17 protein-coding genes and 2 pseudogenes are annotated in these 14,752 nt (G+C 68.7%); 7 read left to right on the top strand and 12 right to left on the bottom strand.

Features of this window, described 5'->3' with window-relative positions:
* The 3 genes from A5698_RS11055 to A5698_RS11045 all read right to left on the bottom strand — a co-directional run.
* The coding region (locus A5698_RS11055) for an LLM class flavin-dependent oxidoreductase (protein ID WP_156670704.1) at window positions 1-552 on the bottom strand (552 nt) is incomplete at its 3' end.
* On the bottom strand, window positions 549-1,628 hold the full coding sequence (locus tag A5698_RS11050) for an LLM class flavin-dependent oxidoreductase (RefSeq protein WP_068296402.1): 1,080 nt from the start codon (window positions 1,626-1,628) through the stop codon (window positions 549-551). The genes A5698_RS11050 and A5698_RS11055, both read right to left, overlap by 4 nt.
* Window positions 1,625-2,113 carry a GNAT family N-acetyltransferase gene (locus A5698_RS11045; RefSeq protein WP_068296397.1) on the bottom strand — a complete coding sequence of 163 codons (489 nt, stop codon included), beginning with the start codon at window positions 2,111-2,113 and terminating at the stop codon, window positions 1,625-1,627. Before A5698_RS11045 ends, A5698_RS11050 begins: the two co-directional genes overlap by 4 nt.
* A 116-nt stretch (window positions 2,114-2,229) precedes the next feature.
* Here A5698_RS11045 and A5698_RS11040 point away from each other — a divergent pair, with 116 nt between their 5' ends.
* Window positions 2,230-3,081: an SDR family oxidoreductase gene (locus tag A5698_RS11040; protein ID WP_068296394.1), complete on the top strand. Its 852-nt coding sequence runs from the start codon at window positions 2,230-2,232 to the stop codon at window positions 3,079-3,081.
* A 3-nt stretch (window positions 3,082-3,084) separates the two neighbouring features.
* Here A5698_RS11040 and A5698_RS11035 read toward each other — a convergent pair whose 3' ends face one another.
* From A5698_RS11035 to purT, 5 genes are read right to left on the bottom strand one after another with little or no spacing between them, the layout of a single operon-like run.
* Window positions 3,085-3,501 (bottom strand): hypothetical protein, encoded by a 417-nt coding sequence (locus tag A5698_RS11035; RefSeq protein WP_068296390.1) that lies wholly within the window; start codon window positions 3,499-3,501, stop codon window positions 3,085-3,087.
* Entirely contained in the window at window positions 3,502-4,728 is a 1,227-nt protein-coding gene (locus tag A5698_RS11030) for an O-succinylhomoserine sulfhydrylase (RefSeq protein WP_068296387.1), read from the bottom strand.
* Window positions 4,725-5,138 (bottom strand): rhodanese-like domain-containing protein, encoded by a 414-nt coding sequence (locus tag A5698_RS11025; protein ID WP_068296408.1) that lies wholly within the window; start codon window positions 5,136-5,138, stop codon window positions 4,725-4,727. The genes A5698_RS11030 and A5698_RS11025 overlap by 4 nt, the downstream gene beginning before the upstream one ends.
* 20 nt (window positions 5,139-5,158) lie before the next feature.
* A complete protein-coding gene (locus A5698_RS11020; protein ID WP_068296384.1) occupies window positions 5,159-5,614 on the bottom strand; it encodes an Rv0361 family membrane protein in 456 nt (151 codons plus the stop codon).
* On the bottom strand, window positions 5,608-6,861 hold the full coding sequence (gene purT, locus A5698_RS11015; RefSeq protein WP_068296381.1) for a formate-dependent phosphoribosylglycinamide formyltransferase: 1,254 nt from the start codon (window positions 6,859-6,861) through the stop codon (window positions 5,608-5,610). The genes A5698_RS11020 and purT overlap by 7 nt, the downstream gene beginning before the upstream one ends.
* A gap of 111 nt (window positions 6,862-6,972) precedes the next feature.
* Here purT and A5698_RS28960 point away from each other — a divergent pair, with 111 nt between their 5' ends.
* Window positions 6,973-7,131 carry a hypothetical protein gene (locus tag A5698_RS28960; RefSeq protein ID WP_197506742.1) on the top strand — a complete coding sequence of 53 codons (159 nt, stop codon included), beginning with the start codon at window positions 6,973-6,975 and terminating at the stop codon, window positions 7,129-7,131.
* A pseudogene (locus A5698_RS11010) lies at window positions 7,101-7,760 on the top strand (cation:proton antiporter domain-containing protein); the annotation flags it as partial. The gene A5698_RS28960 and the pseudogene A5698_RS11010, both read left to right, overlap by 31 nt.
* Here the strand turns inward: A5698_RS11010 and A5698_RS11005 are convergent.
* Window positions 7,685-8,116 (bottom strand): MarR family transcriptional regulator, encoded by a 432-nt coding sequence (locus tag A5698_RS11005; protein ID WP_084792389.1) that lies wholly within the window; start codon window positions 8,114-8,116, stop codon window positions 7,685-7,687. The pseudogene A5698_RS11010 and the gene A5698_RS11005 overlap by 76 nt on opposite strands.
* A 123-nt stretch (window positions 8,117-8,239) precedes the next feature.
* Here A5698_RS11005 and A5698_RS11000 point away from each other — a divergent pair, with 123 nt between their 5' ends.
* The 3 genes from A5698_RS11000 to A5698_RS10990 are packed head-to-tail and all read left to right on the top strand — an operon-like array spanning window position 8,240 to window position 11,654.
* Window positions 8,240-10,231 carry an MMPL family transporter gene (locus A5698_RS11000; RefSeq protein ID WP_068296376.1) on the top strand — a complete coding sequence of 664 codons (1,992 nt, stop codon included), beginning with the start codon at window positions 8,240-8,242 and terminating at the stop codon, window positions 10,229-10,231.
* A 16-nt stretch (window positions 10,232-10,247) separates the two neighbouring features.
* The gene (locus A5698_RS10995; RefSeq protein WP_068296373.1) at window positions 10,248-11,456 is read left to right on the top strand and encodes a cytochrome P450; all 1,209 of its coding nucleotides are present in this window, start codon (window positions 10,248-10,250) and stop codon (window positions 11,454-11,456) included.
* A 6-nt stretch (window positions 11,457-11,462) separates the two neighbouring features.
* Window positions 11,463-11,654, top strand: a complete 192-nt coding sequence (locus tag A5698_RS10990) for a ferredoxin (RefSeq protein WP_067091834.1) — start codon at window positions 11,463-11,465, stop codon at window positions 11,652-11,654.
* Here A5698_RS10990 and A5698_RS10985 read toward each other — a convergent pair.
* The 3 genes from A5698_RS10985 to A5698_RS10975 form a co-directional block, all read right to left on the bottom strand.
* Window positions 11,651-12,247 carry a hypothetical protein gene (locus tag A5698_RS10985; protein ID WP_231967375.1) on the bottom strand — a complete coding sequence of 199 codons (597 nt, stop codon included), beginning with the start codon at window positions 12,245-12,247 and terminating at the stop codon, window positions 11,651-11,653. The genes A5698_RS10990 and A5698_RS10985 overlap by 4 nt on opposite strands.
* Before the next feature lie 82 nt (window positions 12,248-12,329).
* Window positions 12,330-12,977 carry a PaaI family thioesterase gene (locus A5698_RS10980; RefSeq protein WP_067091836.1) on the bottom strand — a complete coding sequence of 216 codons (648 nt, stop codon included), beginning with the start codon at window positions 12,975-12,977 and terminating at the stop codon, window positions 12,330-12,332.
* Entirely contained in the window at window positions 12,974-14,272 is a 1,299-nt protein-coding gene (locus A5698_RS10975) for an adenylosuccinate synthase (protein ID WP_068296370.1), read from the bottom strand. The genes A5698_RS10980 and A5698_RS10975 overlap by 4 nt, the downstream gene beginning before the upstream one ends.
* 92 nt (window positions 14,273-14,364) lie before the next feature.
* On the opposite strand from A5698_RS10975, the pseudogene A5698_RS10970 reads away from it, so the two are divergent.
* Window positions 14,365-14,752: pseudogene (locus A5698_RS10970) on the top strand (peptidase M50); the annotation flags it as partial.

Raw genomic sequence — 14,752 nt, 5'->3', positions numbered from 1 at the left:
GCCGCGCACCAGGTTCAGGATGTCGTCGACCTGGCGGTCGAAGTCGGGCACGACTGCCTCGGGCTGCTGGAGTATCGACATCCGCGCCCGCAACCGCGGATTGCGCATCAGCGTGGCGACGTCGAACCCCGGCGGGATGACGACGCCGTCGCGCTCGCGCCACTCCTGTTCACGCTTGGGATGCTGTCGCGCATCATCTTTCAGAGCGTCGCGCCGGCGCTGACCGGACCGCCCTACCCCGAGGTCGACGCGGCCGGGGTGCAACGCCGCGAGCGTGCCGAAGGACTCGGCCACCGCCACCGCGGTGGTGTAACCGAGTTGCACCGCGGCGGCGCCGACCCGAATGCGTTCGGTGGTCGCGACGATCTGCCCGATGAGCACCGCGGGTTGTGAGCTCGCGACGGCGACGAAGTGGTGTTCGGCCAGCCAGTAACGCTTGTACTCCCACTGTTCGGCATGCTGCGCGAGGTCGATGGTGTTGCGCAAAGCCGTAGTGGCATCGGCGCCTTCGCTGATCGGCGACAGATCGAGGATCGACAACGGGATCGTCATGGCTGCCGCGCTTTCGCATAGCGATTCACCGCGACCGGGAGACCGAGCCGGGAACGCAGCGTCTCGCCGTCGCGGTATGCGGTGCGAAACACGCCCTTGCCCTGCAGTATCGGCACGACCTCGTCGACGATGATCGGCAGGTCGAGCGCGTGGACCGCGGGACGCAGCCGCACACCGGCGAGCCCGCGATCGTGCCAGCGCAGGATCTGGTCGACCAGTTCGGTCGGTGTTCCGTCGAAGATCGCCGCGTCCGAGCGGGCGTCGACAACACCGGAGAGTGAGGCGTATATGTCGGCGTACACCTTCAAATCGCTCCCCATCACTCGTTCGAGCAGGCCGGACAGATCGGCGTCGTCTTGCGGCGTGATGAACACCAGATCCGCGCTGTGCGCGGCGAATTCGTAGGCTTCGCGCGTGTGCGCGAGCGCGGTGACGACGGGCTGGCCCTGCAGTGGGCGCGGGGTGATGGACGGCCCCTTGACCGAGAAGTGCTCGCCGACGAAGTCGATGTAGTGCAGCTTGTCCCGGTCGACGTACCGACCGGACGTCACGTCGCGGATCACCGCGTCGTCTTCCCAGCTGTCCCAGAGCCGGCGGGTGACTTCGACGAAGTCGGCGGCCTCTCCGAACAAGTCGGCGTCGCGCACGTCGCGACGGCCGAACAGCTGCGCCTCGTGGTCCGTGCCGCTGACACGAACCTGCCAGCCCGCCCGGCCGTGGGAGACGAAGTCCAGCGTCGCAATGGCTTTGGACACGTGAAACGGTTCGGTATGAGTGACGGTCGCGACGGGCACCAGGCCGACATGCCGCGTCACCGGCGCGATCCGGGCCGCGACCATGACGGCGTCGGGGCGCCCGGCCAGCCACCGCGGTTCGATGTCGGGACGGCGGCGCCGCTGCGGGGTCAGCGCGTCGTCGAAGGTCACGAAGTCGAGCAGTCCACGTTCGGCGGTGAGCGCCGCGTCGGCCCAGTGTCGTCCACTGATCACCGGCGACCGATCCCGCGTGTGCCGCCATGCCTCCGGATGCCACCCGTAACCGTCGAGTGCGACGGCAAGGTGGACGTGCTCGCTCATCGCAGCACCTTGACGAACGCCACCGGGAAGACGTCGCCCTCGGCGGGCAGCGGATCGGCCAGCCGCTCGTAGCCCGCCGATCCGTACAGCGCCTCCGCCTCGGGTTGGCGGTCGCCGGTCGTCAGGTAGACCCGCCGATATCCGCGGGCGACGATCCGGGCCTCGAGCTCGGCGAGCAGCGCCTTGGCCAGACCTTGTTGGCGGTGGCGGCTGTCGGTCCAGATCCGCTTGAGTTCGGCGGTAGTGTCGTCGAACCGGCAGAACGCACCGCCGGTGACGGCCCGGCCGTCGAGCAGCCCGACCACCAGGTCGCCGTGCGGCGGGGCGAACTCATCGGCCGGATGCCCGCGCAGCCACCTGCTCACGGTGTCCTCGGGCGGGCCGTAGCGCTTCGAGTACTCGACGGTCAACTCGGCCATCAGCGGCTCCACCAAGGGGTCGTCCTGGCGGACTGCGACGAACTTCAGCTGGGTCGACACGGGCATCACCTAACTGTCCAACGCGAACCTGGCGCATGCATTCCGGTGCGGCACATCTGCTCATCCTGATCCAAAAAGCGCCCACTTCCCCCCAAAACTTGACATGTGTAAAGTTTGGCCGCATGGACAACATCAGGGGCAAGACCATCGCGATCACCGGTGCTGCCCGCGGCATCGGCTACGCGACCGCGAAAGCGCTGCTGGCCCGCGGTGCCCGCGTCGTCATCGGCGACCGCGACGTGGCGTTGCAGGAGTCGGCCGTCGCACAGCTGACCAAGCTCGGTCCGGTGTCGGGTTACCCGCTCGACGTGACCGACCGCGAGTCGTTCTCCGCCTTCCTCGACAAGGCCCGCACCGACGGCGGCGGACGCATCGATGTGCTGATCAACAACGCCGGTGTCATGCCGATCGGGCCGTTCGTCGACGAGACCGAACAGTCGATCCGCTCGACCCTCGAGGTCAACCTGTACGGCGTCATCGCCGGGTGTCAGCTCGTGCTGCCCGACATGATCGCGCGACGCAGCGGCCACATCATCAACATCGCCTCGCTGTCGGGGCTGATCCCGGTGCCGGGTCAGGTCGTCTACGTCGGCGCGAAGTTCGGTGTGGTCGGGTTGACGGCCGCGCTGGCCGACGAGGTCGCGCCGCACAACGTCGACGTCTCGGTGATCATGCCACCGTTCACCAACACCGAGCTGATCTCCGGCACCAAGAGCGGCGGGGCCATCAAGCCGGTGGAGCCCGAGGAGATCGCCGCGGCGATCGTCAAGACCCTGGACAAGCCGAAAACCCATGTTTCCGTGCCGGCTCCGCTGCGCTTCACCGCCCAGGCCGCACAGATGCTCGGCCCGCGCGGACGTCGCTGGCTCAACAACAAGCTGGGGCTGGACCGGGTGTTCCTCGACTTCGACACGTCCGCACGCAAGAAGTACGAGGACCGGGCGCGCGCCGCGCAGGGCGTCGTCGAGGACTGAGCGCTAGACGGGGAACGTCGGCGCCGGGTCGCCCAGCCGATAGGCTTCGACGATGTCCAGGCACTCGAACAGCTCCTCGAAGTTGAACTGGTAGTCGTCGGCCGTGCCGACGAACACCACGTGCGCGACGTCGGCGGCTTCGTCAGCGGTCAGCACCACGGTCGTGACGGAGACCAGGTCCTCGTCGGGCACGTCGGCCTCTGACGGCGGGTAGAACCACAGCGCGGATTCCTCGTCGGAGAGCTCGTCGTCGAACACCCAGCCCCGCTTCGTGATTCGGGCGTCGAACGCCTCCAGCACCGCCGCGGTCGTGGTCTCCTCGGCCAGCGAGTCCATCACGTTGTCGGGGACCCAGCGCTCGTTGCGGGCGGCCTGCCGCTTACGGCGGCGGGCCTTCTTCGCATCGCTGCGCTTCGACACTTAACGCAGCGCCTGGTCGAGATCGGCCAGCAGGTCGTCGGTTCCCTCCAGGCCCACCGAGATTCGCACCACGCCGTCGCCGAGCCCGATCGCGGCGCGGCCATCCGGCCCCATCGCGCGGTGCGTGGTGGTCGCCGGATGGGTGATCAACGACTTGGCATCGCCCAGGTTGTTCGATATGTCGACGATGCGCAGCTTGTCGAGCACTTCGAACGCACCCTCCTTCGTCCCGTCCTTCACCTCGAACGTGACAACCGTTCCGCCACCGGTCATCTGGCGCTTGGCCAGGTCGTACTGCGGATGTGACTCCAGGAACGGGTAGCGCACCCAGCTCACACCGGGATGGTCCTCGAGGAACTCGGCGATCCGCTGCGCCGACGCGTTCTGGTAGTCCACCCGCACCGCGAGCGTCTCGAGCCCCTTGAGCAGCGTCCACGCGTTGAACGGGCTCAGCGCGGGCCCGGTGTGGCGCATCAACTTCTGCACCGGCTCATCGATGTACTGCTCGTCGCCGAGGATTGCGCCGCCGAGCACGCGGCCCTGCCCGTCGAGGTGCTTGGTCCCCGAGTAGACGACGACGTCGGCCCCCAGCGGAAAACCTTGCTGCAGGATCGGCGTGGCGAACACGTTGTCCAGCACCACTTTTGCGCCCGCGGCGTGGGCGAGTTCGCACACCGCCGAAATGTCCACCAACGACTGCATCGGGTTCGACGGGGTCTCGAAGAACACCGCCTGGGTGGGAACCGAGAGGGCCTCCTCCCACTGCGACAGGTCGTCGCCGTCGACGAACACCGTCTCCACGCCCCAGCGCGGGAGGATTTCGTTGCACACCACAAAGCACGAGCCGAAGAGGCTGCGCGCGGCGACCAGCCGATCACCTGCCCCCAGCAACGCACCGAGCGACGTGAACACCGCCGCCATCCCCGTCGCGGTCGCGAAACAGGCGGGCGCACCCTCGATCAGGCGCAGCCGCTCCTCGAACATCGAGATGGTCGGGTTGCCGTAGCGCGAATACACATAGCGATCGGTCTCACCGGTGAACGCCTTTTCGGCATCGGCGGCGGAGGTATAGACATAGCCCGACGTGAGGAACAGCCCCTCGGCGGTCTCCTCGAATTCCGACCGCAACAGCCCACCGCGCACGCCGATGGTCGCCTGACTGACCCCCTCGGGCAGCTCGGCGGGTGTCCGGACGGACGGAACCGAATCTTCAAAATTGGGACTCATGACTGCTTCCAGGGGAGTCCGACGGCCTTCCATCCGGTCCCGCCGCGGTGCCCCTCCTCGTCGAGGTGGCCTTCAAAGCCGTCGAGGACGTTGTACGACGGCGCGATTCCGGCCTCGGTGGCCGCCTCGGCCGCGCCGATCGACCGGTTGCCCGAGCGACACAGGAAGACCACCGGGCCCACCTCGGAACCGGTCATCTCGCGGCGCAGTTCGTCGACGAACGCGTCGTTGTGCGTGCCGTCGGTGCGGTTCCACTCGATGAACACGACCTCGCGCTGCAGCGACGACAGATCGGGGACACCGACGAAGCGCCACTCGGCGTCGGTGCGGCAGTCCACCAGCACCGCGTTGGGGGTGCCGGTGAGCAGCTTCCAAGCCTCTTCGGGCGTGATGTCTCCGGCGTAACTCACGGTCGTTGAGTGTCCCACAGCTACCTGGGACCGGGGGAACAGACCTTCCACGCATCGCCGTCGCGGATGAAGGTCATGTCGACGATTTTCTTGTCGTCGGGCGACTTGGCGAAGTGGTAGGTCACCTTGGCGGTCGCGCGGTCACCGTCGATCGCGACGTCGGTGACGTCGTCGACGAACCGCTCACCGCGCTGGGCGACGGAATCACGTTGGGCGGTAAGCACTTCGGCCTCGTCGCGGGCGTGCGCCGGGCAGGTGTAGGCGCGGAAGTCGGAGTAGTTCTGACGCTGTAGAGCATCGTTCTGCCCGACCGCGGCGCGGGCCACCTGCTGGTCGGCGGGCTCGCCTCGGTCGTCGAACAGGTTCAGCAGCCATATTGCGATCACCACGAGCACAAAGATTGTGAGGGCGATCAGGAACGGCGCCGCGGTCTGCCGGTCGCCGGGGGTGGCCTCCGAATCCGACACCGCTACCAGAGCCTGCGCAGCGCGGCCGTGACGCGTCGGGCGCGGTCACGGGCGACTATCGGGTCGGGTGCGGTCGCCAGCGCCACCGCCAGCCGCCGCTTCTCCTCGGTTTCGTCGGGACGATTGAACAGCGCGACGTCGCTCTCGGCCACCGCGAGCGCCTCGGCCAGCACCGCCTGCGGATCCCCGCCGGCCGCCGGCGTCGCCTCCGCGCCCGCGTAAACGACCTCCGCGGCGGCGGGCGAGATCATGATCGTGTCGACCGGCAGACCGAGGATCGCGCGGGCATGCAACTCGAACTCCGAGAGCCGCTGCGAGCGCAGCGTGACCAGCCCGCTGTCGTGCGGGCGCGGACGCACGGTGTCGAAGTAGACCTCGTCCCCGCGCACCAGCAACTCGACACCGAACACCCCGCGCCCGCCCAGCGAGTTGACGATCCGCGCGGCGATCGACTTCGCGGAGTCCAGCGCGGCGGGCGCCAACCGCTGCGGCTGCCACGACTCGAGCACATCGCCGTCGGCCTGGCGGTGCCCGATCGGCTCACAGAAGTGCACCGCGGGTCCGGTCGGCCCGACCGTGCGGATGGTCAGCAGCGTGACCTCGAAATCGATCTCGACCACCGACTCGACCATCACGCGGCCGTGCGGGATCCGGCCGGCGGCGACCGCGCGCTGCCAGGCGGGCTCGACGTCCTCGGCGCGCACCAGCACCGACTCCCCTTCGCCGGCGGCCGAAGCGATCGGCTTGACCACCAACGGGAAACCGGCGTGCTGTGCGACGGCACTCAGCTCCTCGGCCGATCCCGCGAACCAGAACGGAGCGGTCGGCAGGCCCAGCTCGTCGGAGGCCATCCGGCGCAGGCCTTCCCGATCCAGCGACAGCCGGGTGCTGCGTGGGGTGGGAAACACCTGGGCGCCGCCGCGTTCGGCGATCGCGATCAGCGCATCGGCGGCGATGACGCCCGCCTCGGCCACCACGTAGCGCGGGTTCTCCTTCTCGATGAGCGCGGTCAGTTCCTCCGCGTCGTTCATCTTCGCCACGACCGGCCGGTCGGCGACGCCGTGCGCTGGGGCGTCGGCATAGCGGTCCACCGCGATGACCTCGGTGCCCAGCCGCTGAAACGCCAGCGCCAACTCCCGGCTCAGTTCACCGGAGCCGAGCAGCATCACCGCCGAGGCGGCGGAGGCGCCGGAGACGGGTTCGGGATCGGTCACCGGATCCCCGGCGTCGGCCGCTGCGTCAGGGGTATCAGTCATCGGGGATCCAGCCTGCCAGACGTCTCGCGTACCCGGTAACGCCGTCGAGCGGACGTGATCTGCTCAGCATGCCGACCAACATACGGGCGGCGGAAAGGAGGGTTCGGCATCGTGGCTGCCTCACTGCTCGCGGTTCTCGTGGTGTCGGTGCTGCTGGCGGCGCTGGCGCGCCGATTCGACCTCTCGGCACCGCTCGCGCTCGTCGTCGCCGGGCTCGCGGCGGGCCTGATCCTCGGCTTGGGCGGCTCGCGGTCGTGGTGGCCGCGCTGATCGCCGGGCAGCGCTCGACCCGCGCCAGCTACGCCACCCGGCTGCAGGACTTCGCCGTGTGGAAGGCCGTCCAGCTGGTGCTGGAGTCGTTCGCGTTCCTGATGATCGGTTTGCAGCTGCCGAAGGTGGTGAGCGAGCTGGCCGGGATATCGGCGGCGACGATCGCGGTCGCCTCGGCGGCGGTGGTGGCGACCGTCATCGTGGTGCGCATCGTATGGATGTACCTGTTCGCGTATCTGCCGCGGCTGCTCTCACCGCGGATCCGCCGCGACGAACCGGCTCCCACCCCGGCGCAGGTGTTCGTGCTGGGGTGGGCCGGCATGCGCGGCGTGGTGTCGCTGGCCGCCGCCTTCGGTGTTCCGCTCGCGACGCTGTCCGGAACCCCGTTCCCAGGCCGGCCTCAGCTGGTATTCCTGACGTTCGTCGTGGTGGTTGGCACGCTGCTGCTGCACGGGTTGACGTTGCCGTGGCTGATCCGTCGGCTCGGGGTGACCGGCGGCGAGGCGGCCGCCGACGGCCAGGCCGGCGAGGTGCCCGCCGGAGGAGGCGACCCTCAACTCGAGATAGCGGACCGTTCGAGCTCGTTGCGGAACCTGCGCATGGCCTCGATCAGCGCACCGAACGTGCGATGCGCCGCGGTCAGATCCTCATCGGGAAGGCCGGCCAGCGCGTCGCGGGTGCTTTCCCCGAGCGGGGTGAAAAACCCTCGGGCGACGTCCATTCCGTGATCGGCCACCCGCAGGATCACCTTGCGGCGGTCACGGGGATCCGATTCGCGCTGGAAGTGGCCCGAGGTGATCATCCGCTCGACGAGGTAGGTGATGGCCGCGGCCGACATGCCCATCCGCTTGCGCAGGTCCCCCGCCGTCAACGGCGCTCCCTCGGTCTCGGCGACCATCACATGGAGCAGCGCGCGAAAGTCGTTGGCCGCGACCTCATGTCGGCTCGCGAACAGCCGGCCGATCTCGTCGGATTCGGCGTTCATCGCCCGCACGTCGGCGGCGATCGCCGCCTCGAGCGCGTCGCGGTCCTCTGGCACGCCGAAAGCATAGGCCGAGTCGGCGAGGCCGGTTTGATTATTAGTTAAGTTTTTGAAATATTTGCAGGCATGTCCCGCCGACTCTCCTGGATCCTCGCGGTGCTCGTGGTGCTCCTGTCCGGCGCGCTGATGGCGTTGGTCGGCAGCGACGACTCGAGTTCGCGGTCGCCCGTGCCCGTCCCCGACGACGCCGAGTCCGCACGCGTTGACGCGCTGCGAGCGCAATTCCCCGGCGGCGAGCAGGTTCCCGCGATCGTCGTGATCACGCGCACCGACGGCGCGCCGCTGAGCCCCGCCGACACCGGTGCCGTCGAGCGGAAATGGTCCGGCGCGCAGGTGTCCGAGGACGGCGCCGCCGCATTGGCTGTGATCCCGATGAGCTCCGAGCTCAGCGGCTTCGAGCTCACCGACGAGGTGAAGAAGGTCCGCGCCCAAGCCGCGGAGGGCCTGCCCGGCGGCTTGCGCACCGAGGTAACCGGCGGTCCGGCCTTCGGCGCCGACATCGCGAACTCGTTCTCCGGCGCCAACTTCACGCTGCTCGCGGTCACCGCGACGGTGGTGGCTCTGCTGCTGATCGTCACCTACCGGTCGCCGGTGTTGTGGCTGGTGCCGTTGGCGGTCATCGGATTCGCCGACCGGGTGGCCGCCGTCTTGGGAACCGCCGTCGCCCAGGCGGTCGGCATGAGCCCGGACGGTTCCACGTCGGGTATCACCAGCGTGCTGGTGTTCGGTGCGGGCACCAACTACGCGCTGCTGCTCATCTCGCGGTACCGAGAAGAGTTGGGCCGCACCGAGAACCACCACGACGCGCTGAACATCGCGGTGCGCCGCGCAGGACCGGCCATCGTCGCCAGCAATGCGACCGTGGTGCTCGCGCTCCTGACGCTGGTGTTCGCGTCGTCGCCGAGCGTGCGCAGCCTCGGCGTGCAGGCCGCCGCCGGCCTCGTCGTCGCCGCGGTGTTCGTGCTGCTGGTGCTGCCACCGCTGCTCGGCCTGTTCGGCAAGCGACTGTTCTGGCCGTTCATCCCGAAGACCGGCGACCGGGTGCTCACCGACAGCGGCCTGTGGCACCGCATCGCGGAATCGGTGGCCCGCAGGCCCGGGCGCGTCGCGACCGTCGCGATCGCCGGTCTCGCGTTGCTGTGCATCGGGTTGACGGCGACCCCGATCGGACTGTCGCAGACCGAACAGTTCCGCGTGCAGGCCGAGTCGGTCAGCGGGTACTCGCGGCTGGCCGAGCACTTCCCCAGCGGCCTGACGGACCCCACCCGCGTCATCGCGTCCACCGACCGCGCCGCCGAGGTGCAACGCGCAATCACTGAGACACCCGGCGTGGTGTCGGCCAATCCCGCCGGCGAAACCCCCGACGGCCTGACGCAGTGGTCGGTCGTGCTCGACGCCGAACCCGCCTCGGACCGCGCCTTCGAAACCGTTGACGCCCTCCGTGATTCGGTGCGAGCAGCCGACCCGGACGCTCTGGTCGGCGGATCCGACGCCACCGCCCGCGATGCCAGCGCCTCCGCATCCCGCGACCGTGCGGTCGTGATTCCGGCAATCCTGATCGTCGTGCTCGCGGTGCTGTACGTGTTGCTGCGCGCCGCGCTCGCGCCGCTGATCCTCGTCGCGGTCACGGTGCTGAGCGCCCTGGCCGCGCTGGGCTTGGGCGGCTGGGCCAGCGTGCACGTGTTCGGCTTCCCCGCGCTCGACAACACCACGCCGCTGTTCGCGTTCCTGTTCCTCGTCGCCCTCGGCGTCGACTACACGATCTTCCTGGTCACCAGGGCGCGTGAGGAAACTCCTGAGCACGGCACCCGCGGCGGCATCGTGCGGGCGGTATCGGCGACCGGTGCGGTGATCACCAGCGCGGGCATCGTGCTGGCCGCGGTGTTCTGCGTGCTCGGCGTGCTGCCTCTGATCGTGCTGACCCAGATCGGCATCATCGTCGGCCTCGGCATCCTGCTCGACACGTTCGTCGTGCGCACGGTGATCATCCCGGCGCTGTTCACGCTGATCGGGCCGCGCATTTGGTGGCCGGCACTCAAAGCCGCCGATCCGGGCTAGCGGGTAGCGTCGTGTCATGACGCAAGCACCGGAACTGCCGCCGCTGCACATGCGTCGCGACGCGTTCAATCCGACCCCGGCGCTGACCGAGATCCGCGAGACCTCCGGCGTCCGCACGGTCGTCAACTCCTTCGGCATGACCGTGTACCTGGTCACCCGGCACGACGACGTCAAACAGGTGCTGTCCGACCACGAGCGGTTCTCCAACGGCCGCCCGCCGGGCTTCGTCCTCCCGGGTGCGCCGACGCTGTCGGAGGAGGAGCTGGCCAGTTCCCGTGCCGGCAACCTGCTCGGCCTCGACCCGCCGGAACACCAGCGACTGCGCCGCATGCTCACCCCGGAGTTCACGATCCGGCGGATCAAGCGGCTCGAGCCCCGCATCGTCGAGATCGTGTCGACGCACCTGGACATGATGGAAACCGCCGGTGCCCCCGCCGATCTCGTCGAACACTTCGCGTTGCCGATCCCGTCGCTGGTCATCTGCGAACTGCTCGGCGTGCCGTACGAGGACCGCGACGATTTCCAGCGCCGCAGCGCGCGCCAGCTGGATTTGTCGCTTCCGTTCACCGAGCGCCTCGAACTGCAGCGCGCCGGTCGGGCGTACATGCGGTCGCTGGTCGAGCGCGCCCGGCGCAGGCCCGGCGACGACATCCTCGGCATGCTGGTCCGGGAGCACGGCGCCGAGCTCACCGATGACGAACTGGTCGGCATCGCCGGGCTGCTGCTGCTCGCCGGCCACGAAACCACCTCGAACATGCTGGGATTGGGCACGCTGGCCCTGCTCCGGCATCCCGATCAGCTCGCCGCCGTCCGCGACGATCCCGATGCGGTCGGACCCGCGGTCGAAGAGCTGCTGCGGTGGTTGTCGATCGTGCACAGCGCGATCCCGCGCATCACCACCACCGACGTCGAGATCGCCGGTGTCGCGATCCCGGCCGGTCAGCTGGTGTTCGCGTCGCTGCCGTCGGCCAATCGCGATCCCGACTTCATCGACGACCCCGACGTTCTCGACATCGGCCGCGGCGCCGCGGGTCACGTCGCATTCGGCCACGGCGTGCACCACTGCCTCGGCGCACCGCTGGCCCGGATGGAAATGCGGGTCGCGTTCCCCGCTCTGCTGCAACGCTTCCCGGCGCTGCGACTGGCCGAGGACTTCGGCGATGTGCAGTTCCGGTCGTTCCACTTCATTTACGGTCTGAAGTCGCTGTCAGTCGATTGGAGGTGACGAGAAGTGAAGGTGCACGCCGACCGCGACGTCTGCATCCAGGCGGGCAACTGCGTGATGTCGGCCGACGCCGTTTTCGACCAGGACGACGACGGCATCGTCGTGGTGCTGGTCGATGAGGTGCCCGACGACGAACTCGACCGCGCCCGCGAGGCCGTGAAGCTCTGTCCCTCACAGGCTTTGCGGCTGGTCGACTAACCGGGGCGGCGGCGGACGAGAAGCACGACGCTGACCGCCAACACCCACGCCGGGAAGATCAGCGTCAGCCACATGCTGATGTCGGCGGCGAGCAGCACCCCTACCGCCACGACGTATGTGCCGATAGCCAGCCAGCGGGGCATCAACCGGGTGCGCAGCCAGATCGTGGCCAGCGAGATCATGAACACCGCCGCCATGCGGAGCGCATACGTCTTGCTCAGAGACATGACGAGGGTGCGCCCGAACTCCGACACCTCGCCGCTGCTGTGCCCGACGGCGACGCTGACGGCCGACGCCGCGAACATCAGTGCAAGGAACAGCAGTCCGCTCCCGAGGAAAACCGTCGAGAAGAATCTGTCCTCGTAGCCGCCGAAACCGTCACGCACCACGCCGATGAACCACAGGAACGCGATGCCGGCGAACGGCATCAGCACGCCGGCCACCCACATACGGGCGTCGCCGCTGTCGGGAATCGCGGTGCGGACCAGATAAACGACGGCCCCGAACAACAGCGCGAACGCGACACCGGCCAGCGCGGCCGAGCGCGGGGTGGTCAGGCGTCGGGGCCGCCGGTCGGCCTGCTCGGTCGTCACGCCGTGATCGTGACACCGGGATCACGAAAGTGCGGGCGGATCGCGATTTTCCGTCCGCTACGAATCCGTCAGCGAAGCGGCCTCACGGCTGTCCGGCGAGCAACTGGATCATCAACCCGTTTGCCTCGGCGAGCAGGTTTTCCTCGGGGTCGCGCAATTCGGCGTTGACGAACGCCTTGCGCCCCTGGGCTTCACGCAGCCATCCGCGCGCGGTGAGCTTGGTGTCGATCGGGGTCACCTTGCGGTAGTCGACGTGCAGGAAGCCGGTGCGGCTGATCGGCCGGCCCACGGCGTGGATCACCATGCCGAACATCGAGTCGAACAGTAGCGGCAGCACGCCGCCGTGCACGGCGGAGTTACCACCCACGTGGTAACGGCTGAACGTGACCTCGAGTTCGACGCCGTCGGCCTCGAACTTGGTGACCATCCACGGCGGCATCAGCAGGCTGCCCGCCCCCGGCAGCGACGGTGTCCGGTTGGCGGGACCGACACCTTCGCGGGCGCGGTAGGGATCGAGCAGCTTGACCAGTTCCTCGACCCGGTCGGCCGCCTCGTCCCAGGTGTCCGGGGCCGGGTCCGCCGAGACGGCGAGGTCCTGCGCCTGGCGCATCGCGGTGAGGAAACGTTCGAAACCGGGACCGGGTTGGGCCGGCTCGTACACCGGGAACCCGCCGTGGCGGTCGTATTCGGGGTCGACACGCCGCGGGTCGAGCCCGTAGTCGGCGCTCATCTTTCGGTTGCCAGGATGTCGCGGCGCACGATGGTCTGGTCCCGTCCGGGACCGACGCCGATGCACGAAACATGCGCCCCGGCAAGCTCTTCCACCCGCAGCACGTAGTCACGCGCCTTGGCCGGCAGGTCGTCGAATTCGCGGGCGCCCGAGATGTCCTCCCACCAGCCCGGCAGCTCTTCGTAGATCGGCTCGGCGTGCGCGATGTCGGACTGGGTCATCGGCATGTCGTCCAACCGCTTGCCGTTCACCCGATAGCCGACGCACACCGGCACGGTCTCGAGGCTGGACAACACGTCGAGCTTGGTGAGGAAGTAGTCGGTGATGCCGTTGACCCTGGTGGCGTATCGGGCGATCACGGCGTCGAACCATCCGCACCGCCGCCGCCGGCCCGTCGTCACGCCGAACTCGCCGCCCGTCTTGGACAGGTATTCGCCCTTCTCGTCGAACAACTCGGTCGGGAACGGCCCCGAGCCCACGCGCGTCGTATAGGCCTTGAGGATGCCGAGCACCGTGGTGATCCGGGTCGGCCCGATACCCGACCCCACGGCGGCACCGCCGGCCGTCGGATTCGATGACGTCACAAAGGGATACGTGCCGTGGTCAACGTCGAGCAGGGTGCCCTGGGAGCCCTCCAGCAGCACCGTCTCGCCCTTCTCCAGCGCCGTGTTGAGCAGGTAGCGGGTGTCGGCGATGCGGTGCTTGAACCCCTCGGCCTGACCGAGCAGGTTGTCGACCACCTCCCCGGCCTCGAGCGCCTTGCGGTTGTAGATCTTCACCAGCACCTGGTTCTTGAACTCCAGTGCGGCCTCGATCTTCTCGGCCAGCAGCACCGGGTCGAGCACGTCGGCCATGCGGATGCCGATGCGGGCGATCTTGTCCTGGTAGCAGGGTCCGATACCGCGTCCGGTGGTGCCGATCTTCTTGCTGCCTGCGTACCGCTCGACGACCTTGTCGATCGCGACGTGATACGGCATCAGCAGGTGGGCGTCGGCGGAGATCAGCAGCCGCTCGGTGTCGACGCCGCGATCGACGAGGCCCTGCAGTTCGGTCAGCAGCACACCCGGGTCGACCACGACGCCGTTGCCGATGACGTTGGTGACGCCGGGCGTCAGGATTCCCGACGGGATGAGGTGCAGGGCGAAGTTCTCACCGGTCGGCAGAACCACGGTATGGCCGGCGTTGTTGCCGCCCTGATACCGCACCACCCACTGGACGCGGCCACCGAGCAGATCGGTGGCTTTTCCTTTGCCCTCGTCGCCCCACTGCGCACCGATGAGCACGATTGCCGGCATGGCTAGGACCTCGCAATTCCCGGCTACTCTTGCACGAAACCTTGTTGCAGCCGGTGAGCCACCCTATCCCAGCCACTTGCGAGGAGCCGAACTTGAACACCGCTGACGTCGTGGTGTTGCGTTTCGGCAAGCGTCGGCTGCCGCGTGCGCTGCGCGGGATACCGGTCGCCGACACGCCGGATACCCCTTGTCGGCGCGTCATCGTTCTGGGCTCCGACGCCGACCTGGCGACCGTGCTGACCGGGCTGCTGCGCACCGACCGGCTCGGTGTCGAGGTGGCCCACGTGCGGCGGCCGTGGCACGCACGCCGGGCGCTTCACGGGAACGCCACCCGGGTGCCACTGATCCGCGACGATCGGGGAACCGCCCTGGTGGGGGCCGCCTTCTGGCTCGGGGAGAGCGGGCTGGAGAAGGGTTCGCCGCCGGCCGAGCTGACCGGCGAGGCGGTGGTCGACGACGAGGTGCTGTTCGACGGCGCCG

Origin of the sequence: Mycobacterium sp. E136 (assembly GCF_001666865.1) — a bacterium.
Lineage (GTDB): Bacteria > Actinomycetota > Actinomycetes > Mycobacteriales > Mycobacteriaceae > Mycobacterium.
This window is presented reverse-complemented; position numbering and strand designations above follow the sequence as displayed.